Annotated in this window: 19 protein-coding genes, 1 tRNA gene, 1 pseudogene and 1 riboswitch; of the genes and pseudogenes, 10 read left to right on the plus strand and 11 right to left on the minus strand. The window is 64.4% G+C overall.

What is annotated here, in order from left to right; all coding sequences use genetic code 11:
- Window positions 1–13: 13 nt before the first annotated feature.
- Both J7E80_RS07160 and J7E80_RS07165 read right to left on the minus strand, forming a co-directional pair.
- Window positions 14–217, minus strand: a complete 204-nt coding sequence (locus J7E80_RS07160) for a dodecin family protein (protein ID WP_215050791.1) — start codon at window positions 215–217, stop codon at window positions 14–16.
- Between the two features lie 121 nt (window positions 218–338).
- Window positions 339–1,211: a winged helix-turn-helix domain-containing protein gene (locus tag J7E80_RS07165; RefSeq protein WP_215050792.1), complete on the minus strand. Its 873-nt coding sequence runs from the start codon at window positions 1,209–1,211 to the stop codon at window positions 339–341.
- Between the two features lie 632 nt (window positions 1,212–1,843).
- On the opposite strand from J7E80_RS07165, the gene J7E80_RS07170 reads away from it, so the two are divergent.
- The 3 genes from J7E80_RS07170 to J7E80_RS07180 all read left to right on the plus strand — a co-directional run bounded on the left by J7E80_RS07170 (window position 1,844) and on the right by J7E80_RS07180 (window position 5,210).
- Complete coding sequence (locus J7E80_RS07170; protein WP_215050793.1) at window positions 1,844–2,584, plus strand: response regulator transcription factor; 741 nt, start codon at window positions 1,844–1,846, stop codon at window positions 2,582–2,584.
- A 3-nt stretch (window positions 2,585–2,587) separates the two neighbouring features.
- Window positions 2,588–4,135, plus strand: coding sequence for a HAMP domain-containing sensor histidine kinase (locus J7E80_RS07175; RefSeq protein WP_311380775.1), 1,548 nt, complete (start codon window positions 2,588–2,590; stop codon window positions 4,133–4,135).
- 104 nt (window positions 4,136–4,239) lie between these two features.
- Window positions 4,240–4,389: riboswitch (cyclic di-AMP (ydaO/yuaA leader) on the plus strand.
- A 5-nt stretch (window positions 4,390–4,394) separates the two neighbouring features.
- Window positions 4,395–5,210, plus strand: a complete 816-nt coding sequence (locus J7E80_RS07180) for a hypothetical protein (protein WP_215050794.1) — start codon at window positions 4,395–4,397, stop codon at window positions 5,208–5,210.
- Between the two features lie 205 nt (window positions 5,211–5,415).
- Here J7E80_RS07180 and J7E80_RS07185 read toward each other — a convergent pair whose 3' ends face one another.
- From J7E80_RS07185 to J7E80_RS07200, 4 genes are all read right to left on the minus strand, one after another.
- Window positions 5,416–6,099 (minus strand): HAD-IA family hydrolase, encoded by a 684-nt coding sequence (locus J7E80_RS07185; RefSeq protein ID WP_215050795.1) that lies wholly within the window; start codon window positions 6,097–6,099, stop codon window positions 5,416–5,418.
- Window positions 6,100–6,113: 14 nt separating this feature from the next.
- Entirely contained in the window at window positions 6,114–6,509 is a 396-nt protein-coding gene (locus J7E80_RS07190; RefSeq protein ID WP_215050796.1) for a VOC family protein, read from the minus strand.
- 163 nt (window positions 6,510–6,672) lie between these two features.
- On the minus strand, window positions 6,673–7,308 hold the full coding sequence (gene upp / locus J7E80_RS07195) for a uracil phosphoribosyltransferase (protein WP_215050797.1): 636 nt from the start codon (window positions 7,306–7,308) through the stop codon (window positions 6,673–6,675).
- Between the two features lie 12 nt (window positions 7,309–7,320).
- Entirely contained in the window at window positions 7,321–8,145 is an 825-nt protein-coding gene (locus tag J7E80_RS07200) for a phosphatase PAP2 family protein (protein WP_396020729.1), read from the minus strand.
- Window positions 8,146–8,201: 56 nt separating this feature from the next.
- Between J7E80_RS07200 and J7E80_RS07205 the strand changes: the two genes are divergently transcribed.
- Complete coding sequence (locus J7E80_RS07205; protein ID WP_215050798.1) at window positions 8,202–8,708, plus strand: nucleoside deaminase; 507 nt, start codon at window positions 8,202–8,204, stop codon at window positions 8,706–8,708.
- Between the two features lie 36 nt (window positions 8,709–8,744).
- Here J7E80_RS07205 and J7E80_RS07210 read toward each other — a convergent pair whose 3' ends face one another.
- Genes J7E80_RS07210 through J7E80_RS07225 form a run of 4 tightly spaced genes read right to left on the minus strand, consistent with a single transcriptional unit; the run spans window position 8,745 to window position 12,522 of the window.
- The gene (locus J7E80_RS07210; protein ID WP_215050799.1) at window positions 8,745–9,983 is read right to left on the minus strand and encodes a DNA glycosylase AlkZ-like family protein; all 1,239 of its coding nucleotides are present in this window, start codon (window positions 9,981–9,983) and stop codon (window positions 8,745–8,747) included.
- A gap of 38 nt (window positions 9,984–10,021) precedes the next feature.
- Window positions 10,022–11,092 (minus strand): glycosyltransferase family 4 protein, encoded by a 1,071-nt coding sequence (locus J7E80_RS07215; protein ID WP_215050800.1) that lies wholly within the window; start codon window positions 11,090–11,092, stop codon window positions 10,022–10,024.
- 8 nt (window positions 11,093–11,100) lie between these two features.
- Complete coding sequence (locus J7E80_RS07220; protein ID WP_215050801.1) at window positions 11,101–11,499, minus strand: 6-carboxytetrahydropterin synthase; 399 nt, start codon at window positions 11,497–11,499, stop codon at window positions 11,101–11,103.
- Window positions 11,500–11,502: 3 nt separating this feature from the next.
- Window positions 11,503–12,522, minus strand: a complete 1,020-nt coding sequence (locus J7E80_RS07225) for a zinc-binding alcohol dehydrogenase (protein ID WP_215050802.1) — start codon at window positions 12,520–12,522, stop codon at window positions 11,503–11,505.
- Between the two features lie 161 nt (window positions 12,523–12,683).
- Between J7E80_RS07225 and J7E80_RS07230 the strand changes: the two genes are divergently transcribed.
- The 3 genes and pseudogenes from J7E80_RS07230 to J7E80_RS07240 all read left to right on the plus strand — a co-directional run bounded on the left by J7E80_RS07230 (window position 12,684) and on the right by J7E80_RS07240 (window position 14,373).
- Window positions 12,684–12,773, plus strand: a tRNA-Ser gene (locus tag J7E80_RS07230).
- Window positions 12,774–13,188: 415 nt separating this feature from the next.
- Window positions 13,189–13,396: pseudogene (locus tag J7E80_RS07235) on the plus strand (IS3 family transposase); the annotation flags it as partial.
- 371 nt (window positions 13,397–13,767) lie between these two features.
- A complete protein-coding gene (locus J7E80_RS07240; protein ID WP_311380776.1) occupies window positions 13,768–14,373 on the plus strand; it encodes a dihydrofolate reductase family protein in 606 nt (201 codons plus the stop codon).
- 457 nt (window positions 14,374–14,830) lie between these two features.
- On the opposite strand, the gene J7E80_RS07245 is transcribed toward J7E80_RS07240, so the two are convergent.
- Window positions 14,831–15,241, minus strand: a complete 411-nt coding sequence (locus tag J7E80_RS07245; RefSeq protein ID WP_215050803.1) for a VOC family protein — start codon at window positions 15,239–15,241, stop codon at window positions 14,831–14,833.
- Window positions 15,242–15,398: 157 nt separating this feature from the next.
- Between J7E80_RS07245 and J7E80_RS07250 the strand changes: the two genes are divergently transcribed.
- The 3 genes from J7E80_RS07250 to J7E80_RS07260 all read left to right on the plus strand — a co-directional run bounded on the left by J7E80_RS07250 (window position 15,399) and on the right by J7E80_RS07260 (window position 18,171).
- Window positions 15,399–15,701 carry a DUF4193 domain-containing protein gene (locus tag J7E80_RS07250; protein ID WP_215050873.1) on the plus strand — a complete coding sequence of 101 codons (303 nt, stop codon included), beginning with the start codon at window positions 15,399–15,401 and terminating at the stop codon, window positions 15,699–15,701.
- Window positions 15,702–15,951: 250 nt separating this feature from the next.
- A complete protein-coding gene (locus J7E80_RS07255; protein WP_215050804.1) occupies window positions 15,952–16,647 on the plus strand; it encodes a hypothetical protein in 696 nt (231 codons plus the stop codon).
- Between the two features lie 1,173 nt (window positions 16,648–17,820).
- Complete coding sequence (locus J7E80_RS07260) at window positions 17,821–18,171, plus strand: hypothetical protein (protein WP_215050805.1); 351 nt, start codon at window positions 17,821–17,823, stop codon at window positions 18,169–18,171.
- The last annotated feature ends 1,190 nt before the right edge of the window (window positions 18,172–19,361 follow it).

Consider the following 19,361-nt stretch of genomic DNA (forward strand, 5'->3'; position numbering starts at 1 on the left):
GGCAGGGTCCGGATCAGTCCTCCAGGATGAAGGTCACTTCCAGCACGACGTGCCACGCCACCACGTTGCCGCCGCTGATTTCGACTTTCTGCTCCTTGACCCAGGCGCCGGAAACATTTCGCAGCGTCTTATTGGCGCGCGAAATGCCCTCCTTGATCGCGTCATCAAAAGAGGTTTTGGAGTTGGCGCTCAAGGTGGTGATGCGTGCGACGGACATGGTTCCTCCTCGTAGTCGGATCAAACGATCCGAGCCTACGCCGGAGGAGGAAAAGTCAACAGGGCCCAGGAAACGCGAAAGCGCCCGTCCCACAGGAACGGGCGCTTTCGTGCGTTGAAAGCTAGATCGAGTATTCCGGAGCGGCCCAGACGACAACTTCGGGGTGCTCGTAAAAACGGTAGCCCTGGCCGCGGACAGTGCGCACGGTGTTGGCGAGGCGGCCCAGCTTGGAGCGGAGGCGGCGGATGTGCACGTCGATGGTGCGCTCGTTCGGAACTTCTTCGGCGTTGCGCCACAGCCCCTCAAGAAGTTCGTCGCGGCCCACGGTGCGGGTGCCGTTCTCCACGAGGTAGTTGAGGAGCTCGAATTCCTTGAAGGTCAGGTTCAGGGACTCGCCGTCGAGGTGGACCTCACGGCGCGCGAGGTCGATGAGGACACCCGAGGGACGGGGATCCTGGGCCGGCTGGAGGCGCGTGGTCTCGGTGCGCTGCCGGTTGTTCACCGTGGGATCACCGAAGGTGGAACGCACGACGTCGAGCGCGGAACCCGGCGCGCTGGCCGGCGCCACAGCGACGGCAGCGTAGCTCTCGGCGCCGGAAACGAGCGACTGGGCGTACGCCCGGATCTCCTGGGCAAGCTTGGCAATGGAGGTGCCCGCAGCAGCGGCAGTCTCCTCGTCGATCCCCATGTAGAGGACAAAACCGCGGGCCACGTTGTCGTTCGGCACCGGCCGGACAGCGGCACCGGCGGCCGGGGCCAGGAGCGGTGTGGGAGCGGTCATCGGCGCGGCTTCCTCGGGCGCAACTGCACGCAGCTGGCCGTAGGAATTGGGGTTGTAGCCCTGGGGCGCATAGCCCGGGGCGGGAAAGTTGTTTCCCTGGCCGGCCGGCGGAAACGCCGGACGGGCACCAAATCCCTGGCGGAGGCCTGACGCCTGGCCGGGCTTGTTGGCGTTACGGACGGAGATGTGGACGTATCCAGATGCAACTGACATGAATGCTTACCTCAATGTGAATGGCCGTCATCGCGGCTCGAATGCTGGTTCCCCGCAATGAGTTCTGGGGAGGGCGCCCGACGCTGGGCTGGGGGGCGAATGCCTAAAAACTTCGTGGGGTGGAAAAGTTAGGCGTGCATTCGACAACAGCGCATGTCGACAGCAGCGGGTGTGCTGGGCCAATAATCTGCGGCTGCAGGTGCTGTTGAGTTCTTGTTCACAATGAGAGTGTGCAACGTAACAATGAGAACTTGCAAGTAACAATGGGCCAATTGGTCCGCATCGTGAGACAAAGCGCGCCATTGTGGTTCAAATCACAATTCTGAAGACCTTAAATTTTGATCACCTTTTTACAGAACGAACGTTCAGAAACGCGTTTTCGCCGAATGATCTGCATAAAATCTCCATATATTCACCAAAAGTTCAGTCAGATGCGATAGCCCGGAATCCCATTCCGCCGAATCGGCGGTTGTCCAGCTATGACGCGCCCGGGGCCGGGAATTTTTGCCGAAGCACTCTCGATCCTCGTGGTCAAGCCCAAACGAGGGCGCCCAGCTCGTTAGTCTGGGATTCACAGCGGGCGCACAGGAACTCCAAAGCGCTGGCTCATCAGCAGAACGGAGAGTTGTCCCATGTCCGCTTCGCACTCGATGACCAACAACCTTCCCCAGCTCACCCACCCGGATGGATCCCCTATCCGCGCCCTTGTGGTTGATGATGAACCGAGTCTGGCCGAACTCATGAGCATGGGACTGCGGATGGCAGGCTGGTCCGTGGCTGTGGCGGCAGACGGCCCTGCGGCGGTCAAGCTCGCCAAGGACTTCCGTCCTGACGTCCTCGTGCTGGACGTGATGCTTCCCGGGTTCGACGGCGTTGAGCTGTTGGGCAGAATCCGTACCTTCGCACCCGAGGTGCCCGCACTGTTCCTGACCGCCAAGGACGCAGTGCAGGACCGTATTGTGGGCCTCGCCGCGGGTGGGGACGACTATGTGACCAAGCCCTTCAGCATGGAGGAAGTCCTGCTCCGCCTCCACCGTCTGGTGCAGCGCTCCGGCGTCGCGGCGATGGATTCTGCGGAACTCGTCGTGGGAGACCTCGTCCTGAACCTCGACACCCGCGAAGTCACCCGGGCCGGAGACCAACTCCAGCTGACGGCCACCCAGTTCGAGCTGCTGCGCTACCTCATGGAGAACCCCAAGCGGGTGGTGAGTAAGGCCCAGATCCTGGACCGCGTCTGGAACTACGATTTCGGCGGCCAAGCCAACATCGTTGAACTGTACATTTCCTACCTCCGCAAGAAGGTGGACGCCGTCCACCCACCCATGATCCACACAGTTCGCGGCGCAGGTTACGTCATCAAGCCGGCAGACTAGGCCGTGGCACGGCTGTCCGGAGCCACCCGCGACCACAGCGGCAGCTGGCTGAAGCCCGGCACCTGGCACCTCCGCACCCGCCTCGTCCTCGTGGCCATGGCCCTGCTCGTGGCGATCTGTGCCGCGGTGGGCGTTTTCAGTTATGCATCCATGGACTCGTTCCTGACACGGCAGCTGGACAAGCAGCTCAGCGATGCGTCCCACCGCTCCAGCGAATTCGGCAGACCCCCGCCGGGCAACCCGACCCGCCGGCCCGATCCCCTGGAAGCACGGGGCCAGCGAGTGGGTACCCTGTTTGCCAGGATCGAGAACGGAGATGTCAGTAGTGCAGGCTTCCTCACCACAGATGCCACCAGGGCCTCACTCTCCATCGAGGACGCGGAAATCCTCCTCGGACTGCCCCGCGATGGAATCCCGACCGACCGGACCCTGTCCAACGGCGACTACCGGCTGGTGGCAGACCAGACCCCTTACGGCGACGTCATCGTCTCGGGCCTCCCCCTCGCCGAAAAACAGAACACCCTGACCTCGCTCGTGTGGACCATCACCATCGTGTCGCTCGGCGGCCTCGTGCTGATCGGTCTCGCCGGCACGGTGATCATCCGCCGCACGATGAAACCCCTGGAGCAGCTCTCCGAAGTGGCCACGCAAGTTTCCCGTCTGCCGCTTGACGCCGGCGAGGTGGCACTCGCAGTCCGCGTCCCGCCGTCGAACGCCCGCCCGGGAACGGAAGTGGGCAGTGTGGGCTACGCCCTCAACCTCATGCTCGACAACGTGTCCAACGCGCTGGAGGCGCGGCAGGAGAGCGAAATGAAGGTGCGACAGTTTGTGGCAGACGCTTCACACGAGCTCCGCACGCCGCTCACGGCCATCCGCGGCTACACCGAGCTGATGCGCATGAGCGAAAAGTTCACGCCCGACGGCCAGCGGTTCCTGGCCCGTGTCCAGAGCCAGTCCGAGCGGATGACCACCCTCGTGGAAGACCTCCTGCTGCTCGCCCGGCTCGACGAGGGCCAGCCACTCAAGCTCAGCGACGTGGACCTCACCCAGTTGGTGGTCGAGACCGTGAGCGATGAAAAGGTCATGGCGCCGGACCGCACCTGGCATTTGGACGTTCCCGACGAGCCGGTAGTGGTCCATGGCGATGCCTCACAGCTCCACCAGGTTCTGGTCAACCTGCTCTCCAACGCGCGCAAGCACACGGGACCTGGCACCACGGTGGTCACCGGGGTCAGGAAGTCCGGCGACGGCAGTGCAGTGGTCACGGTAACGGACGACGGCGCGGGCATTCCCCCGGAGTTCGTGGACAGGGTTTTCGCCCGCTTCGCCCGCGCAGACGCGGCGCGTGCGGCCCCGTTGCCTGCCGTGTCCGGAGAAGGGTCGGCCGACTCAGCGGACCACATTTCCATGCAGGGAACCAGCGGCCTGGGGCTCTCGATTGTGCAGTCGATCATCGAAGCACACGGCGGCACCGTGGAGGTCTCGTCCCAGCCTGGCCGGACCGTATTCACGGTACGACTTCCTGCGCAAGGCGGCGCGCCGTCGTCGTGATCTCCGTTACCCAAATGTGACTTTAGCGCTAGCCTCCTGTACGGTCGATAGGGTGCGGACGCCACTAGGACCGCATATCCGGATGGACGCCCAGCTCTGCCGCTTCCCGGATTCCGCTGGATTAGGCAGAGGCGGGGGAACCAGAGTCCCGGGCACGCATCAGCCCTTGGGGTGAAGCCGACACGTGAAGTTCCGTGCGGCCGGATGACCTCATCCGAACCCGACAGCTAACTCCGCAGGTGTTGAGAGGCAATCCACTATGTCTGAATTCAAGGTACAACCACGCCCTGATCGCGATCCGAAGCAGTCCGGGCAGAAGATTTCCCGCCACCGAGCCGAACCTGCCAAACCCACCTCAGCCTGGGCTCAGCTTAAGGCGAGCATCCCGTCATTCGGCCGCCGCACAGCCCTTGTAGCCACCGCCTGCGCCGTCGTGATCGGCGTCGGAGCAGCGGGCCAGGCTGCTGAGCAGGCCGCACCTGAGGCTGCATCGGCAACATCTGAAGCCGCGCCGACGCTCAACTTCGATAAGTCGCTGGTCTCCGCCCTGCCTGCGCCGACACCGTCCGCAGTTGCTCCCCAGTCGGTCGCCAAGCCGGCCGAGAAGCCCGCGGCCAAGCCTGCAGCAGCTGCTAAGGCTGCACCCAAGGCAACCGCCGCCAAGGCGCCCGTCAAGGCTGCTGCTCCAGCCAAGGCGGCTCCAGCTGCGAAGGTTGCCCACGCCAAGGCTGCCGCTCCGGCTCCCAAGCCTGCCGCCGCCGTCGCTGTTAACGATCCCGCCGGTGCGCAGGCCTACGCAGCCCGCAAGCTGTCGTCCTACGGCTGGGCAGGCCAGATGCAGTGCCTGAAGAAGCTCTGGACCAAAGAGTCCGAGTGGCGTACCACGGCCACCAACGCAAGCAGCGGCGCCTACGGAATCGTCCAGTCCCTGCCTGCCGAAAAGATGGCAACCGCCGGGGCCGACTATCGCACGAACTACCGCACCCAGATCAACTGGGGCCTCGACTACATCAAGGAACGCTACGGCTCCCCCTGCCAGGCGCTGAACTTCCACTACGCCAACAACTGGTACTAGACCGCCACACCAGTCATTGGGGGCACGCTTTTCTGCACCACTTTGAATGTTCCGAAGGGCCCCGGATCCACGTGATCCGGGGCCCTTCGGCGTCCCTGCACCAAGCTGCGGGCAGGAAAGTGGTGCAGAAAAGCGTGCGGGGTGGGTAAGCCTCGGAGTGCGCCAGCCCTGGGTGCGCCAGCCCTGCCGAGCCGCCGCAGCCGCGCTAGAGCAGGAAGGAAATGGTCCGGCGGCCGTCCGCATCGACGTCCACCGATGCTGAGACCTCGGAGTAGTCCGGGATGTGCGGCACGCCGTCAGGGACCACGCCGGTGTTCGGGCCAACCGCCACCGTGCGGATTCCTGCAGCCAGACCGGCCGCGATGCCCGCCGGAGCATCCTCGAAGACCACTGCGTCACCGGGTTCGACGCCCAACAGTTCAGCGGCACGCAGGTATCCCTCCGGATGCGGTTTGCCCCGCGTGACGAGTTCAGCCGTGACGGCAGTGGCGGGCATGGCCAGGCCCGCGGCCCCCATCCGGACGTCTGCGAGGATCCGGTCGGCGGACGTCACCAGTGCCACGGCGTCAGCGGGCAGGGCAAGCAACAGTTCTGCAGCCCCGGGCAATGCGACGATACCCTCAGTCCGGACACGTTCCATGGCGCCCAGTTCGGCAGTGAGTGCTACGACGTCCGCGCCCTCGGGGGCAAAACGCCGCACCGTGTCCCCTGCCTGGACGCCGTGGGACGTCCGCAGGATCTCGACGATATCCAGGCCGTAGCGCGCAGCGAACTCGCCCCACACCTGTTCCACCACCGCAGTGGAATCGACCAGGGTACCGTCCATGTCGAAGAGGACTGCGCGGGCCGTCAGGGTCCGCGCCGGAGCAGGTCTCGTGCTGGAAGTCATGCCCCCATTTTGCCTTACTGCCCGCCTGCCTCCGGTGCAGCGTCCCGCCCGGGGATGTACTGCACGGCCCACTTGTTGCCGTCGGGGTCGGCGAAGTACACAAAATGGCCCCAGGCCTGGACATCGACATCGCTGACGTCCACGCCGTTGGCCTTCAACTGATCGTGGGCTTTGTGGATGTCACTGACAACAAGCTGGAGGCTTGGGGCGGTGCCTGGTGGGGCATCATTGAGGCCTTCGCCGATGGCGATCGAGCAGCCGGAACCGGGCGGGGTCAGCTGGACGAAGCGGAGACCGTCCATGGGACGCTCGTCGTAGTCGGCGTTGAAGCCGACCTTGTTGACGTAGAAGTCCTTGGCGCGATCAACGTCGGACACGGGCACGAAGACAAGTTCAAGTTTCCAGTCCATGGTGGACAGGCTAACCGGGGATTGAAGGATCCGGAAGACATGCGCAGCTTCCGGCCGGGCTCCAGCCGCCGCTTGGGCCGACGCGGACTGAACCGATCGGCTCGCGTCTTCCCTTTGGTGCGGTCTCCCCTGGCCTCCCTTTAAGACCTGACCTTGAGACGGCTTAGTGGGCGATGCCGTAGAGGCGGTCGCCGGCGTCACCCAGACCAGGCACGATGTAGGACTTCTCGTTCAGTTTCTCGTCGATCGAAGCCAGGACAATCGTGACATTGGCGCCGGAGAGTTCCTCTTCCAGCTTGGCGAGACCCTCCGGTGCGGCCAGCAGGCAGATGCACGTGACGTCAGAGGCTCCGCGCCTGAAGAGGAACTTGATGGCCTCGCGCAGGGTTCCACCCGTAGCGAGCATCGGGTCCAGGACGAAGATCTGGCGGTCCGTGAGGTTCTCCGGCAGCCGCTCCGCGTAGGTGATGATGTCGAGGGTCTCTTCGTCACGGGCCATGCCGAGGAAACCGACCTCCGCCGTGGGGACAAGCTTGGTCATCCCTTCAAGCATGCCCAGGCCTGCGCGGAGGATGGGCACCACCAGGGGTGTCGGCTTGGTGAAGGCGGTGCCGACGGTGCTGGAAATCGGGGTTTCGATGGTGACGGCATGGGTGCGGACATCGCGGGTGGCTTCATAGGCTAGGAGCGTGACCAGTTCCTCGGTGAGCTGGCGGAACACCGGCGACGGGGTGTTCTTATCCCGCAGGACGGTGAGCTTGTGGGCGACCAGCGGATGGTCCACGACGAGTGTGCGCATGCGTCAAAACTATCACCCGGGGGTTGGCTCTCCGCCGCCGCTTCCGTTGCCTGCCTTGTGGCTCCCCTGGCCATTTTCCGGCGTCTCGTTCCCTGGTGTGAGGGCCGGATGCTCGAAGGTCGGGGCCGGCCCGGCGTGCGCACGGCGCCTGATGGTGTGGAACAGCTGATGCGCAAGAATCACGATGCCTACCCATGCCAGCCCCAGCAGCCATGCTGCCATCACATCCGTCATCCAGTGATGTCCCAGGAACACCCTGCTCAGGCCCATGGCGATGATGAAGAGTGCGCCCGAGGCGATGACCGATGCACGGATCCAGATCTTGGCCATCTGAAGACACATCAAGTACACCACCACGCCGATCACCACTGTGGTGTTGAGGGTGTGGCCGCTGGGGAACGAAGGGGAAAACTCGAAGGGGGGAACGGCGTCGGTGTGCTGCGGGCGGGTCCGGCCCATTAACGTCTTTCCCACCGTCGTGGCGGTAAGGGACACCACCGCGGCGCCGCCCACGAGGATGAGCGGGCGCCAGCTGCGGCTCGTATAGGTCAGCCAGGCCACGAGGATACTCGTCATAATGGGCATGCCAATGCCGCCGCCGATGTTGGTGAAGGCAGTCACAACCGCATCCACACCGGGGTTTCTGTATTGTTTGGCCAATTCCAAGGCCGGCTGGTCGAGTCCGGCAACGCCGTCCTTGGCCACGACACTCTGGTACACCTCCGCTCCGAGCAGCGCCAGCGTGATGATCAGGAAGCCACCTACAATCAGGGTGATCCACAGGGCGGCGTAAGGACCAAGCCAGCGGCCAAACCGATCGGTCAGGGACTTCATCATTTCTCCCGGCAAGGTGCTGTCCGAAGCTAAGTACCCTTCGAAACTATCATTGAGCCATGCCCCCTTCAGATCCGCAACACCTCGAATGGATGGGCCTTGCCCTCGAAGAAGCCCGGCGGGCGCTGGCCACGGAGGACGTGCCCATCGGCGCCGTCGTCATCGGTCCCGACGGCGCTGTACTGGGTTCCGGGCGCAATGAACGGGAGGCGCTTGGCGACCCCACCGCCCACGCCGAAATCGTGGCCATCAGGGAGGCAGCCGCCCAGCTCCGCGAACGGGCCGCGCTCCAGGGCGGCAGCGGTGACGGCTGGCGGCTCGAGGACTGCACCCTCGTAGTGACGCTGGAACCGTGCGCCATGTGCGCGGGGGCGATCGTGCTGGCAAGGATCCACCGCGTGGTCTTCGGCGCTTGGGATGAAAAGGCCGGAGCTGCCGGGTCCGTGTTCGACATCCTCCGCGAGCGCCGGCTCAATCACTGGGTGGAGGTCTACGCGGGGGTGCAGGAGGAGGAATGCGGCGCGATGCTGCGGGAATTCTTCGCCGCGCACCGAAGGATCGTTTAGCGCTGGGCGCTTACTCCCGCATCAGCCGTTGGCAGGTTAACCGTTGGCTGCATCAAGGGCGTCGATCCGCTCCTGCCGGGAGGCCGGTGAGTCTAGGCTGAAGGACCGGAAATCACCCAGGTCCCCCCGGATCCAGGCCTCCACCTCGCCGATGCGCCGTTCAACAGCAGCGGTGGGGCCGTCGAAGACCCAGTGGGCGATCCTGGCCTTGCGGGGATCGTACTGCCACAGCCCGATGATCCGTCCCCGGTCGAGGATAGCGTGGTCGGGCAGATCGGCCTGGAACGCCAGGGTGGAGTTCAGCAGCTTCAGGCCCTTGTCCGCGTCGGCGAACAGGTCACCGGAATTCCGCCGCTGCAGGACCAGCGAATCGGTTCCTGCCAGCAGCTGGATCTGTTCCCGGTCCGGCGCCGTGAATCCGGTGAGGCGTTCGACGTCGTCGGGCAGCATCCAGAGCACCTCGCCTGAAGCGGTGGGCACCTCCACGGCGCCGACTGCCGCCAGCGCGGCCTTGCTCTGGGCCACGGTGAAACCGGTGAACCACTGGGACTGCCTGAGGCTGGCCCCGCCGGTCCAGCCCAGGTAGCGGCGGATCAGCTCCGATCTGGCGGCCTCCGGATCCAGCGTGCTGGGCGGCAACCCCCAGAGCGTATAGGCGTAGCGCTGCTGGTCCAGGCGCCCGTTGACGGGAACCCGGCGGATCCGGCCGGCGGCCTGCAACAGCCCCAGGGCCGTGGGCAGGGTGGTGGCTACGCCTTTTTTCTTGCCCTCCTCGCCCAGACTCCGGACCGATTCGCCCAGCTCGTCTTTGAGCTGTTTGGGATCCATCGGGCCGTCAGCCTCAGAGAGCACGTGCAGGATCTGCTCTTCGAGCAGGGTGATCTCACCCCGGTCGACCCCCAGCCGGGCCAGCACCCTGAAGGCTTCTTCGGCGTTCTTTCCCAGGGTCAGGGCCCACGCGAAGTCCGCCTGGCCCAGAACGTAGGTGCAACCGCGTGCAGTTGGCAGTTCCTGGAGCCTCAGCTCCCGCACGTCCTCGTCCACCTGGTCCCGTCGGATCCCGGCGCGCGCAAAGAGCGTGAGGTAGGGATTACCGCCGCCCACCGAACGCGCCCAGCCCGCGCGGGCCAGCACCTCTTCCGAGGTGCAACCGGCCAGCGCGCCGTCCAGCCCCTGTTTGTGCCAGGCCCACGCCCGCAGCAATTCAGGGGTGAGGCGTTCAGCGGTGGAGCCCTCGGTGCCGACGCTGTCAGGGTGCGAGACGCGGGTGGTCATTTGCTCATTGTCCACCAGCAGGCCGGTCCGAGGAATGGTCAGCCCCGCGGCGTGCCCCCGCCGACAATGTCAAGCACCCACCGTGCGGTCGAGTCCCAGCCGGGCAGCAGTTCCCGGCCGGCGAGCGCCGCCTGGCGCCATTCCGTCTGCAGCTCCGGGGTGGTGAGCCAGGCCCGCAGGGTTGCTGCGAGCGGCGCGGGGTCCCGGTCAAGGACGACGGCGGCCCCCGGCAGCAGGGATTCGTCACCTGCCGGCGCACCCAGCTTCAGTGCCTCCACGGCGCCGGTGCCGGTGCGGACCACCACGGGGACGCCGTGTGCCAGCGACTCGGTGACCGCCATGCCGAAGGCCTCCACCTTGGAAACAAGCAGGCTCAGGTTCGCCGCATGCCATTCCGCTTCCAGCGCCTGCCCTGTCAGCTGGCCGGCGAGGCGCACCCGGCCCTCCAGCCCGTACTCCCGCAGTGCCGCCCGGACGTCGCGCGCGTAGTCGCGGTCTGCCTCATCAGAACCGATCAGCGCTGCCGTCCACGGCAGGTCCGTCACCTGGGCCAGCGCGCCGAGCAGGATGAGCTGGTCCTTGTTCGGCAACAGGGCGGCCACGGAGATCAGGTGCGGCGGTTCCGGACCCTCAGCCAGATCGGCCTGGTCGGTTCCGGGCAGTGCCACGTGGACACGGGCCAGGCCGTGGCGCTGGGTGATCTCCGCCGCTGCGGAACCGCTTGTGCAGATCACGCCGGCGGCCGCGCCGAGCGCGCGGATTTCCAGTTCCGGATGGTCCAGCAGCGGCATGTGCAGCAGAACCCACGGCCGCTCCCCTTCGGCGGCGGCCGTTTCCAGCGCCTCGGGTGCGCCGGAGGCGACGAGCCCGTCGACAATGGTGACGGTCCCCTGGTCCGGCCTGGCGGTGCCGGGCTTCAGCAGGCTGGCCAGCCGCCGTCGTTCTTCACTGCTGCCCACCGGCCAGATGCCGTCCACCGGCTCCACGTCCACCCGGACGCCCAACCGGGTGAGGGCGTCGGCCAGCGACGCGTTGTAGACGTTGCCGCCGGAATTGTGGCGGATGTTACCGGGAACGAGCAGCCGGATAGCTGCCGGGCGTGGTTCCATGGGAGCAGCTAGCCGCGGGCCAGGTCGAGGGCGTAGGACGCCCAGGCGTCGGGATTTTCCCGCAGCGTGACGTCCACGCCGGACAGCTCGCGGCCGTCGTTGTCGTCGCGCAGCTCCACCGCCACGGCCTCGGCGATGTACTGGGCCAGCGCCTCCGTGGTGCTCAGTTTTCCGGTGAAGTCCGCGTGCTCATCCAGGTTGCGGTAGTTGAGACCGGCGAGCACCTCTTCGATGATCCCGCCCGCGGCGCCGATGTCCAGGACGATGGCGTCGTCGTTGAGCGTACGACGGCGGAAGGTCACCTCTGCCACGAAGGTTGCCCCGTGCAGGGCCCGGGCGGGTCCGAAGACCTCGCGGGGAAGGCTGTGGGCGATCATGAAGTGGCGTCGGACGGTCAGGCTGAACATTGGTTACCTCTTGGTTTCTGTTGACGGACTCTCAGGGGTGTAGTCGATGACATGGCACAGCGCCTCGAGGGTGCCATCCGAAAGCCGCCGGACGACGTCGGGCAGTTCTTTGAATGCGGAGGTGCCGGTCAGGAAGGCGTCAAACACGGGGTCCTTGAGCAGCGACACGGCCGTTTTCAAGCGGTCGGAATTGGTGCGGCGGTGGCGCCGGGCGCGTGCGACCGCTCCCACCTGGCTCGCGCGGAGGGACAGCCTGCGGGCATGGAAGTCCTCCCCCAGCGGGACCGTGACGGGCCGGTCCGCGTACCAGGACATCTCAATGATTTCGCCTTCGTCACCGACGAGCTTGAGACTGCGTTCCAGCCCGCCCTGCGAGGCGGAGCAGTGGAAGACGATGTCGCAGTCCGGCAGGGCCCCATCCGGGAGGGCGAAGTCCACGCCCAGGGCGTCGGCGAGATCCTTGCGGCCGGGGTCAAGGTCGACGAGCTGGAGTCTTTCCAGCGGAAACGTGCGGAGCAGCGTGGCCACCATGCCGCCCACCAGCCCCGCGCCGATCACCGCAATGCGGTCACCCAGCCTTGGTCCCGCCTCCCACAGGGCGTTGACGGCGGTTTCCACTGTTCCGGTAAGCACCGCGCGGCGGGGAGGGACGCCGTCGGGAACGCGCGTCAGTGCCGAGACCGGAACAACGTACCGGTCCTGGTGCGGATGGAGACAGAAGACTGTTTGGCCAGGCCAATCGTCCGGTCCTTCCTCCACGATGCCCACGGAAAGGTAGCCGAACTTCACCGGCGAGGGAAAGGAACCCTCCTGGTACGGGGCGCGCATCTGTTCGGCGACGCAGGGCGGAACGGATGCATGATGCACCACAAGTTCCGTGCCCTTGCTGATGCCCGAAAACAGCGTGCGGACCAGCGCCTCGCCGGCGTCCGGTCGGCGCAGCTCCTCGGTGCGGAGCCCGCCCTGGTCAGGGCCGGTGGTCCAATATGCGGTTGCTTCCACCGCGTGCTCGAAAGTAGTCATCTTGCTTATGAATCTAGTGCCCGTCCGCGGGCGGGCGGAAGAGGACACCCGCCGTGGCCACTCTTCCATGCGTCTTCGATGCGCGGGTTCTACGCGCTGGCGGCTGGTCTGCAGGAGCCGTTTTGGGGATGGGGGCCATGCTCCGGTACCCTATACAGGTTGGTGACGTGTCCGAGCGGCCGAAGGTGCAACACTCGAAATGTTGTTTGGTGTCAAAGCCAACGTGGGTTCAAATCCCACCGTCACCGCCAGCTAGCGAGGCCCTGGTTCCCTTGAAATAAAGGGAACCAGGGCCTTTTGCTTAATTCGGCAAGTGGCTGGCGGTAACGCTGGGGCGGCTGGACCGAAGTCAAACTCGACGCGTTAGGTGGCTATCTTGCCCATTTCGTGCGGGCGAGCCAGAAGTCGTCCACCAAGGTCTACTTTGATCTGTTTGCCGGCGGCACCAGAAACGAAAACCGGGACACTGAACGTCAGTTCCTCGGCTCAGCGGAATGCGCCCTGCGTCTGTCTCCGGGTTTCTCCCATCGGGCTTTTTTCGAACTGGATGCCAGAGCTGCCGCATCGCTTGAAAAAGGTCATACGAACCCTGGCACCCGCAGGGCAAGCCGAGGTCATCGACGGCGACTGCAACGTAGACGTTCCGAAGTACTTAAAACGCCTTAAGACAACGCCGCGATGGAGTCGTTCTTCTCGCTGCTGCAGAAGAACGTTCTGGACCGTCAGCGCTGGCTCACCGGACAGGAACTCCGGCTGGCCATCACGACCTGGGTCGAACGGGACCTACCATCGCCGGCGACGGCAAAGACGGCTGGGGAAACTCACGCCCATCGAATATGAAGCAATCAACCGGACCGCGCTCACAGCACCCTAAGACCCCGAGTCAACAAAAGCCGGGGCAGTCCCGACAGCAGGACAAAGTTGGTGTGGACCTGGGTGGGTGCGGGCGAAGCCGTGGTCGCCGTACTTGGCGCCGCGGCTCTTAGTTTAAAAGCGGCCTGGGCGCAGCTGAGTGGATCGCCGCAGACGTCCCGCGCCGCCCGCAGCTCTTCTTGCGGGCCCACATGTGGCTGGTCTTGACCAGAATTTACCCACTCGTGGGCGGTGAGTGGGCCATGCGCGTGACGCGGGCCAGGTGCTGGCCGTTTTCTGGCCAAGGCTGGCCCAAGTGCGCGAGTGAGGTGCTACGATCGCCAGATCGCCCACGCGACCGCATGCAGGTCGCCATTACTCAGGAGGTTCGCGGTGCCGGACACGACCTGCCACATGTCGATCTCGCTGGATGGCTTCGTCGCCGGGCCGGACCAAAGCCTCGAAAATCCCTTGGGCAAGCAGGGGCTGGAGCTGCACGGCTGGCACATCGGTGACCCGCGGGCCAACGATGCCGACAAGGTCGCGAATGACTGGCTCATGCGTCCGCGGGGCGCGTATGTGATGGGTCGGAACATGTTCGGCCCGATCCGCGGGGACTGGGATGAGGAATGGACCGGGTGGTGGGGTGCCGAGCCGCCGTACCACGCGCCGGTGTTCGTGCTGACCCATCACGGACATGACCCGATCCAGATGGACGGCGGAACGACCTTCCACTTTGTCACCGAGGGTTTCGACGCGGCCTACTCCGCAGCGTGCCAGGTTGCCGGCAACAAGGGCGTGGACATCGCCGGTGGCGCTTCGACCGTCCGACAGGCGCTGATGGCCGGCGTGATCGACGAGCTCACCCTCGACATCGCACCGGTGCTGCTCGGTTCGGGAGAGGGGATCTTCGACGGGGTTGAATCCTTTGGCTTCGAGCCAGCTGAGGTGCTTCACTCGCCGCTGGCCACGCACGTCCGCTATCGCCGCGTCAGCTGACTCAGTAGGCGCTGCCGGCCTCCTGAGCAGCAGGACGGTCATGCCCCCGGCCCGGGATGGTAGGTGGCGAAGGCCGAGACGGGCGGTGAACCAGTCCAGCGCGGTGGCGGGGTGGATTCCCAGCTTCACCAACCAGCGAGGTATGCCGTGGGGAGCAGGAAGAGAATGAGCAGGGGCCGCAAAGTATGGCTCGCTGTGCTGGCTGGCATGGCTCTGTCTCTCACTGTTATCTAAGCTGGACGTCGTGGAAGAGCAATCAGATCATTGCTGAACTCAAGTCCATTGCGGATCGCCTCCAGACCAGCCCGGGGTGGAAACCCTTGAGAACCCAGAAGCCGGTGGGCAGTGCTCTGGGCATCCCGCTTGATGGACCTTGCTCCCAGTCCGCATACAAGTGGGCAACCCATGAGGCGTACGGGGAAGGTGACCTGGAGAGGTAACGCCGCTACATCCTGTCTCACTGACCCTCGGACGCAGGCTCATATCCAATGAGCCAGTGAAGCCCGTGACGGTCGATGACCTGCCCATCAGAAGCACCCAAAGGCTTCGGGGACAGCGGGTCAACTACCCGGCCGCCGATCGCGAGCCTATCGAACCACTCGTGCAGAACTGCCGGTTCGGCTGTCCCCAGCAACGAGAGCATGATGCCTTCGAGCCGGACGCTCTTCTCGCCTGCTGCCGCATCCGATCCGGCCAAAGCGACTGTGCCGTCCAGAACTCCATGAGCTAAGGCCTCAGGTGGTCCGTCGCTGCGGCTGAAGTCCTCATAGGTGTGCAAGGAAAACTCACCGCCGAAAACGTCGGCATAGAAGCGAACTGCTTCACACGCTGTTCCGGGGCAACTGATATAGACCTGCGGCGCCGTCATGGGCACATCCTACGCACCCAGGCCGTGGGGACGACGAGTGAAAAACGGCTTGGCGAAGCAGGTGCTTTAGGAAGGCTTGCCGCTGGGGAATTATGTCGGCATGGTGTACGTTGCACGTCGGACGACAACCCCTGCTAAGAAAGAGATGCATACCTCAGTGGCAACTGATTACGACGAGCTCCGAACAGAAGTCAAGGAATCGCAGAACGATTCTCTGGAGGCGCTCAAGTCAGCAAGCGCACCCGATGCGCGCAGTGTCGTGCGCGAGCTTGACGAAGCGGATGACATGGACAGTGTCGGAATCCCCGGCGGAGAATTTGTGGCCGAGGAACTGGTCGTCCAGGTCGTTCCACAAGGCGACGACGAGTTCACTTGCTACGCCTGCTTCCTGGTCCGCCACCGTTCCCAGGTGGCAAGGGAGAAAGACGGTCACGCCTACTGCATTGAGTGTGAGGGCTGAATCCCAGAGTCTCTGACACCCTTCAATGGGAGCTGCACCGGAGGTCCGACCAGGGCAGTGCCGCTCTAAATCGGAGGGGAAACGATCCATTCGGAACAGCTGACCAGGGCCAGCCATCGACCCCCGGCAGCAGCCTTCACCGCCCCGGATCAGCGAGACACCTCATAAGATGAAAGCCTCTCATGCGATCCGGCCCAGTTCGATGATCCGAATCTGGTGTCGGTCGCGGGGGCTGCCGTAACATGCGGGCATGACGTCCGCAGGGGTCGCGCGTTGGGGCGGCCTCACCGCAATCGGCTTCGCTGCCGCGGCTATTGTCGGCCTCGCTCTCCGGTTCACCGGAGCGGAGATGCCCGAAGCCCACCACTCTGCGGCGGATCTGGCCGAACGGGTAGTGAGCATCGATCGCGCCATTGCGGGAGCTTGGGTCCTCATTCTGGCAATGGTCATCCTCGCCGGATTCTCCTGGTGGCTGGTGGCTCGGTACGGTCACCGCTCGGCGCTGGTCGCCGTCGGCGCAGGCGAGCTGGCGCTGGCGGCCACGATCCATCTAGTGGAGAACCTGTTCGCGATCTGCCTCCAGGACGGCATCATCCGGCCGATGGCCGCTTCGGGCGGATCGGACAGTGCCGCTGGCGACGCACTCTGGGCTGTGGCCTCGTCCTCGTCGGTGCTCGCCTTCGGTGTGTTGGGGCTCAGCGCGCTTATGGCAGGAATGGGATTCCTGCGCGACTTGGATGCACCAGCATGGTTCGGCTATTGGGGCGTGTTCACCGGCGTGCTCGGATTCGCTGCCGCATCGTCGGGGATCTTCGCTGACCTGAGCTTCCTGGCCGGATCATTCAAGCTGAGCCTGCTCGCTTGGCTCATCGTGCTCGGCCTTCGGGCGGCGCGCAGCTCAGAACCTGATCCACCGGTGACGTCGGTGGGGGTGAGCGTCGCGTAGAACGGGAATGCCCTTGCTGGGCGGGAGAATCGAAGTTACGACAGCTGGGCTGTACGACCTTCTCGTCGAGCAGTTGGGTGTCGACTCGCCCACGCGACCGGAAGACCGGCTGTGTGGTCGGCGGGATGTTGACCGGTGCGGACTCGTTCGATGCTCTGGATCATAGAAGTCGATAGCGACCGTTACCGTGCAGAGGCAACAAAACCGGGGGCAGTCCCGCCTTTGGCTTCATGGACATGCTTTGCTCTGAGCTGCGGAGACGTCTTCGTCATCGCCTGCAGCCATCCGCTCTGGGTCGGTAGAGCCTTGGTGGCCGGCGACGGGTGGGGGGATAAGCTCCGGTCTCAGAGGGCTCAAGCCATCGCCGGCCACTCCCAGTGTCACTGGTGGACCCTATGAAAACCCCGGAACAAAGACCGTGCTGCTGTCTCCGTACCCCGTCCGTGGGCGGGTCCCTGTAGGCCTGCCTGGGACCACTGTCCCCCCGATCAAACCGGACATACAGTAGAGGTTTCCTCCGCTAGGGAAAAAGGGGAGCACTTCACAGCGCGGCCTCCCTTGGCTGGCTGGTTCTTGTCATTGCCACAGCCGGCGTTGAATGGGGTGAGCCCGGCACCAGTGGATATGAGCGGTACGCCGCTTTATCTCGTTCATGGGTGTTCGCCTTCGCCCTGATGTACTGCGCCTACCTGGGCCTGCACCTCGCCGCCGGGCAGGTCCGGGGACCCTGCCGGCCGCTGGCCTGACTACTATCTGCCGCGGAGTTCCGCGTTTTCAACGACCTCCTTACGCTCCCGATAATGCACGCACACTGTCGCGGCTGGGATTCCTGTTCGGTTGCTGCTGGTGGACGTCGGTCCGCCGGTGCTCGGCATGTCTGCTCCAAGTAAGCGGCTGCTTCCCAGCTGGGCAACGACGGTCTTAGCCCTTGCTCCGCCTGCGACGGTACTCGATGCTGGATTTCCTGCCGGACTATGTGTCCCGCTACGCACAGCGACGATCCTGGCGGGTCGGTCGCCGCGTGGCCCTTGCCTCTCCTGAAGGGGACGCGGACTGAAGAGACGGCCTTCCCGGTAAAGGGTTGGGGGACGCCCCGCGCGGGACTAGGATTCTGCCTGTTACAGGCCGGGGATGGCGCCCCATCTCCGACACAACGTGAAACGAGAAACTGTCATGGAATCCCTAACATGGTTTGCACCCATCCTCCCCGGCAAACTGGAAGCCTTCAAGCGGCTCGCCGCAGAGACCCAGGGGCCCCGGCGCGATCAATATCAGCAATCCCGGCAAAGGATGGGCATTTCCCGGGAGGTCGTCAGCCACATGGCCACGCCGCAGGGGGATTTCGCCTGCATCTTCCAGGAAGGCAATGACATTGGGAAGGCCTTCAGCATCGTCGCCAACTCCGAAGACCCCTTCGATGAATGGCTCCGTGAGAAATTAGCCGAGATACATGGCATCACGCCGGAAATGCTCCAAGCACCACCTCCGGCCACCGTTCACGTGAACTACCGGGCAGACGCGTGAGCCAAGACACTCAGGAGGCCCCGCCAGAGGCCGGGCCTCCTGCCGGCAGTTAGCCTGCCGGGTGGCCGGGGAAGCGACCCCCGCACCCAAGCATTCAGAGGGGCGGCCGTACACGGGGTCGTTCCTGCTCTGCCTGGGGTGTACGTGCTCGGGCTCCGAGCCGAGGCACATACCTGCCCAGGCCCTCATGCTGACCGAAACTCGGACGGCTGCGCACCGAGATGACCCTGCCCGAGCGGGACCGGCGTACTGATCTCTACGATTCTGGCGCCGAGCGTCTGCATCCTGGCCATGGCGTGCTCGCACAGATGACGGCCTAGCTGTACACGACGCTGGTGTGTGGCTACCGCAAGATACTGATCGCCCCATGCTCCCTGCCGACGTTGACCTGCCAGCTGACGTATCCTGCGACGGCCCCGTCGATTTCGGCGACATCGACGTATTTGCCGGCTTCGGGCTGATGTAAGAGGGTACTTCTTTGGCATAGTTTTCACGCCAGTCAGAATGCTGGACGGCGAAGATTACCTCGCCCATCAACGGGCGGAAGGATTCCTCATAAAAGGGCTCGAAGGTAGCAAGAGTTAGGTCGAGAATTGGCTGCTCGTCTTGAGCGGCAAAGGGCGGATAAGCATTGGGTGGGCCTTTGATCGAGGAAACAGGGCAATGTTTCAGCCACCTGCGGCCAAACCGGCAACGGGCCGTTGTTCCTCAGCGACGCGTGCGCGTCATGCAAAATGCTCCACACAGGAGACTCTAGTCAGCCTGCAAATATGCATCCATGCACGGATGCTCACCGAGTGTCCCGGTTCTAAGGAAGTGGAACACCAGAAAGAGGACGATGAAGCCATGGCACAGCGGCCGAAGACGATGAAGCAATGCGGGCCACTCCGTCACACCGGTTCTCGAAGTTCCTGACCATTGATCAAGTCGCAGAGATTCTGGACGTCAACAAGCCCACGATCGACGCCCTTGCTACGAAGTGGCGAAATGAACGGTCTGCGTCTGGGTGACCGCGGCTGTCTTGCCCATCTTGTGGGGTTCAAGACGTCCTTGCCGCGAGTTCTGTGACATTAGGGTCAGACGATCGCCAATGTCTTCTGTGCGATCTGGCTGTTGTCTGGCACAGGTCGCCCTGGCCGCCGTGTCGGATTCTTGCCATCATCCACGACGGACCAGGGCTTGGCCCTCTC

This window comes from Arthrobacter sp. ISL-28 (assembly GCF_018613875.1).
In the GTDB taxonomy this organism is placed as follows: domain Bacteria; phylum Actinomycetota; class Actinomycetes; order Actinomycetales; family Micrococcaceae; genus Arthrobacter.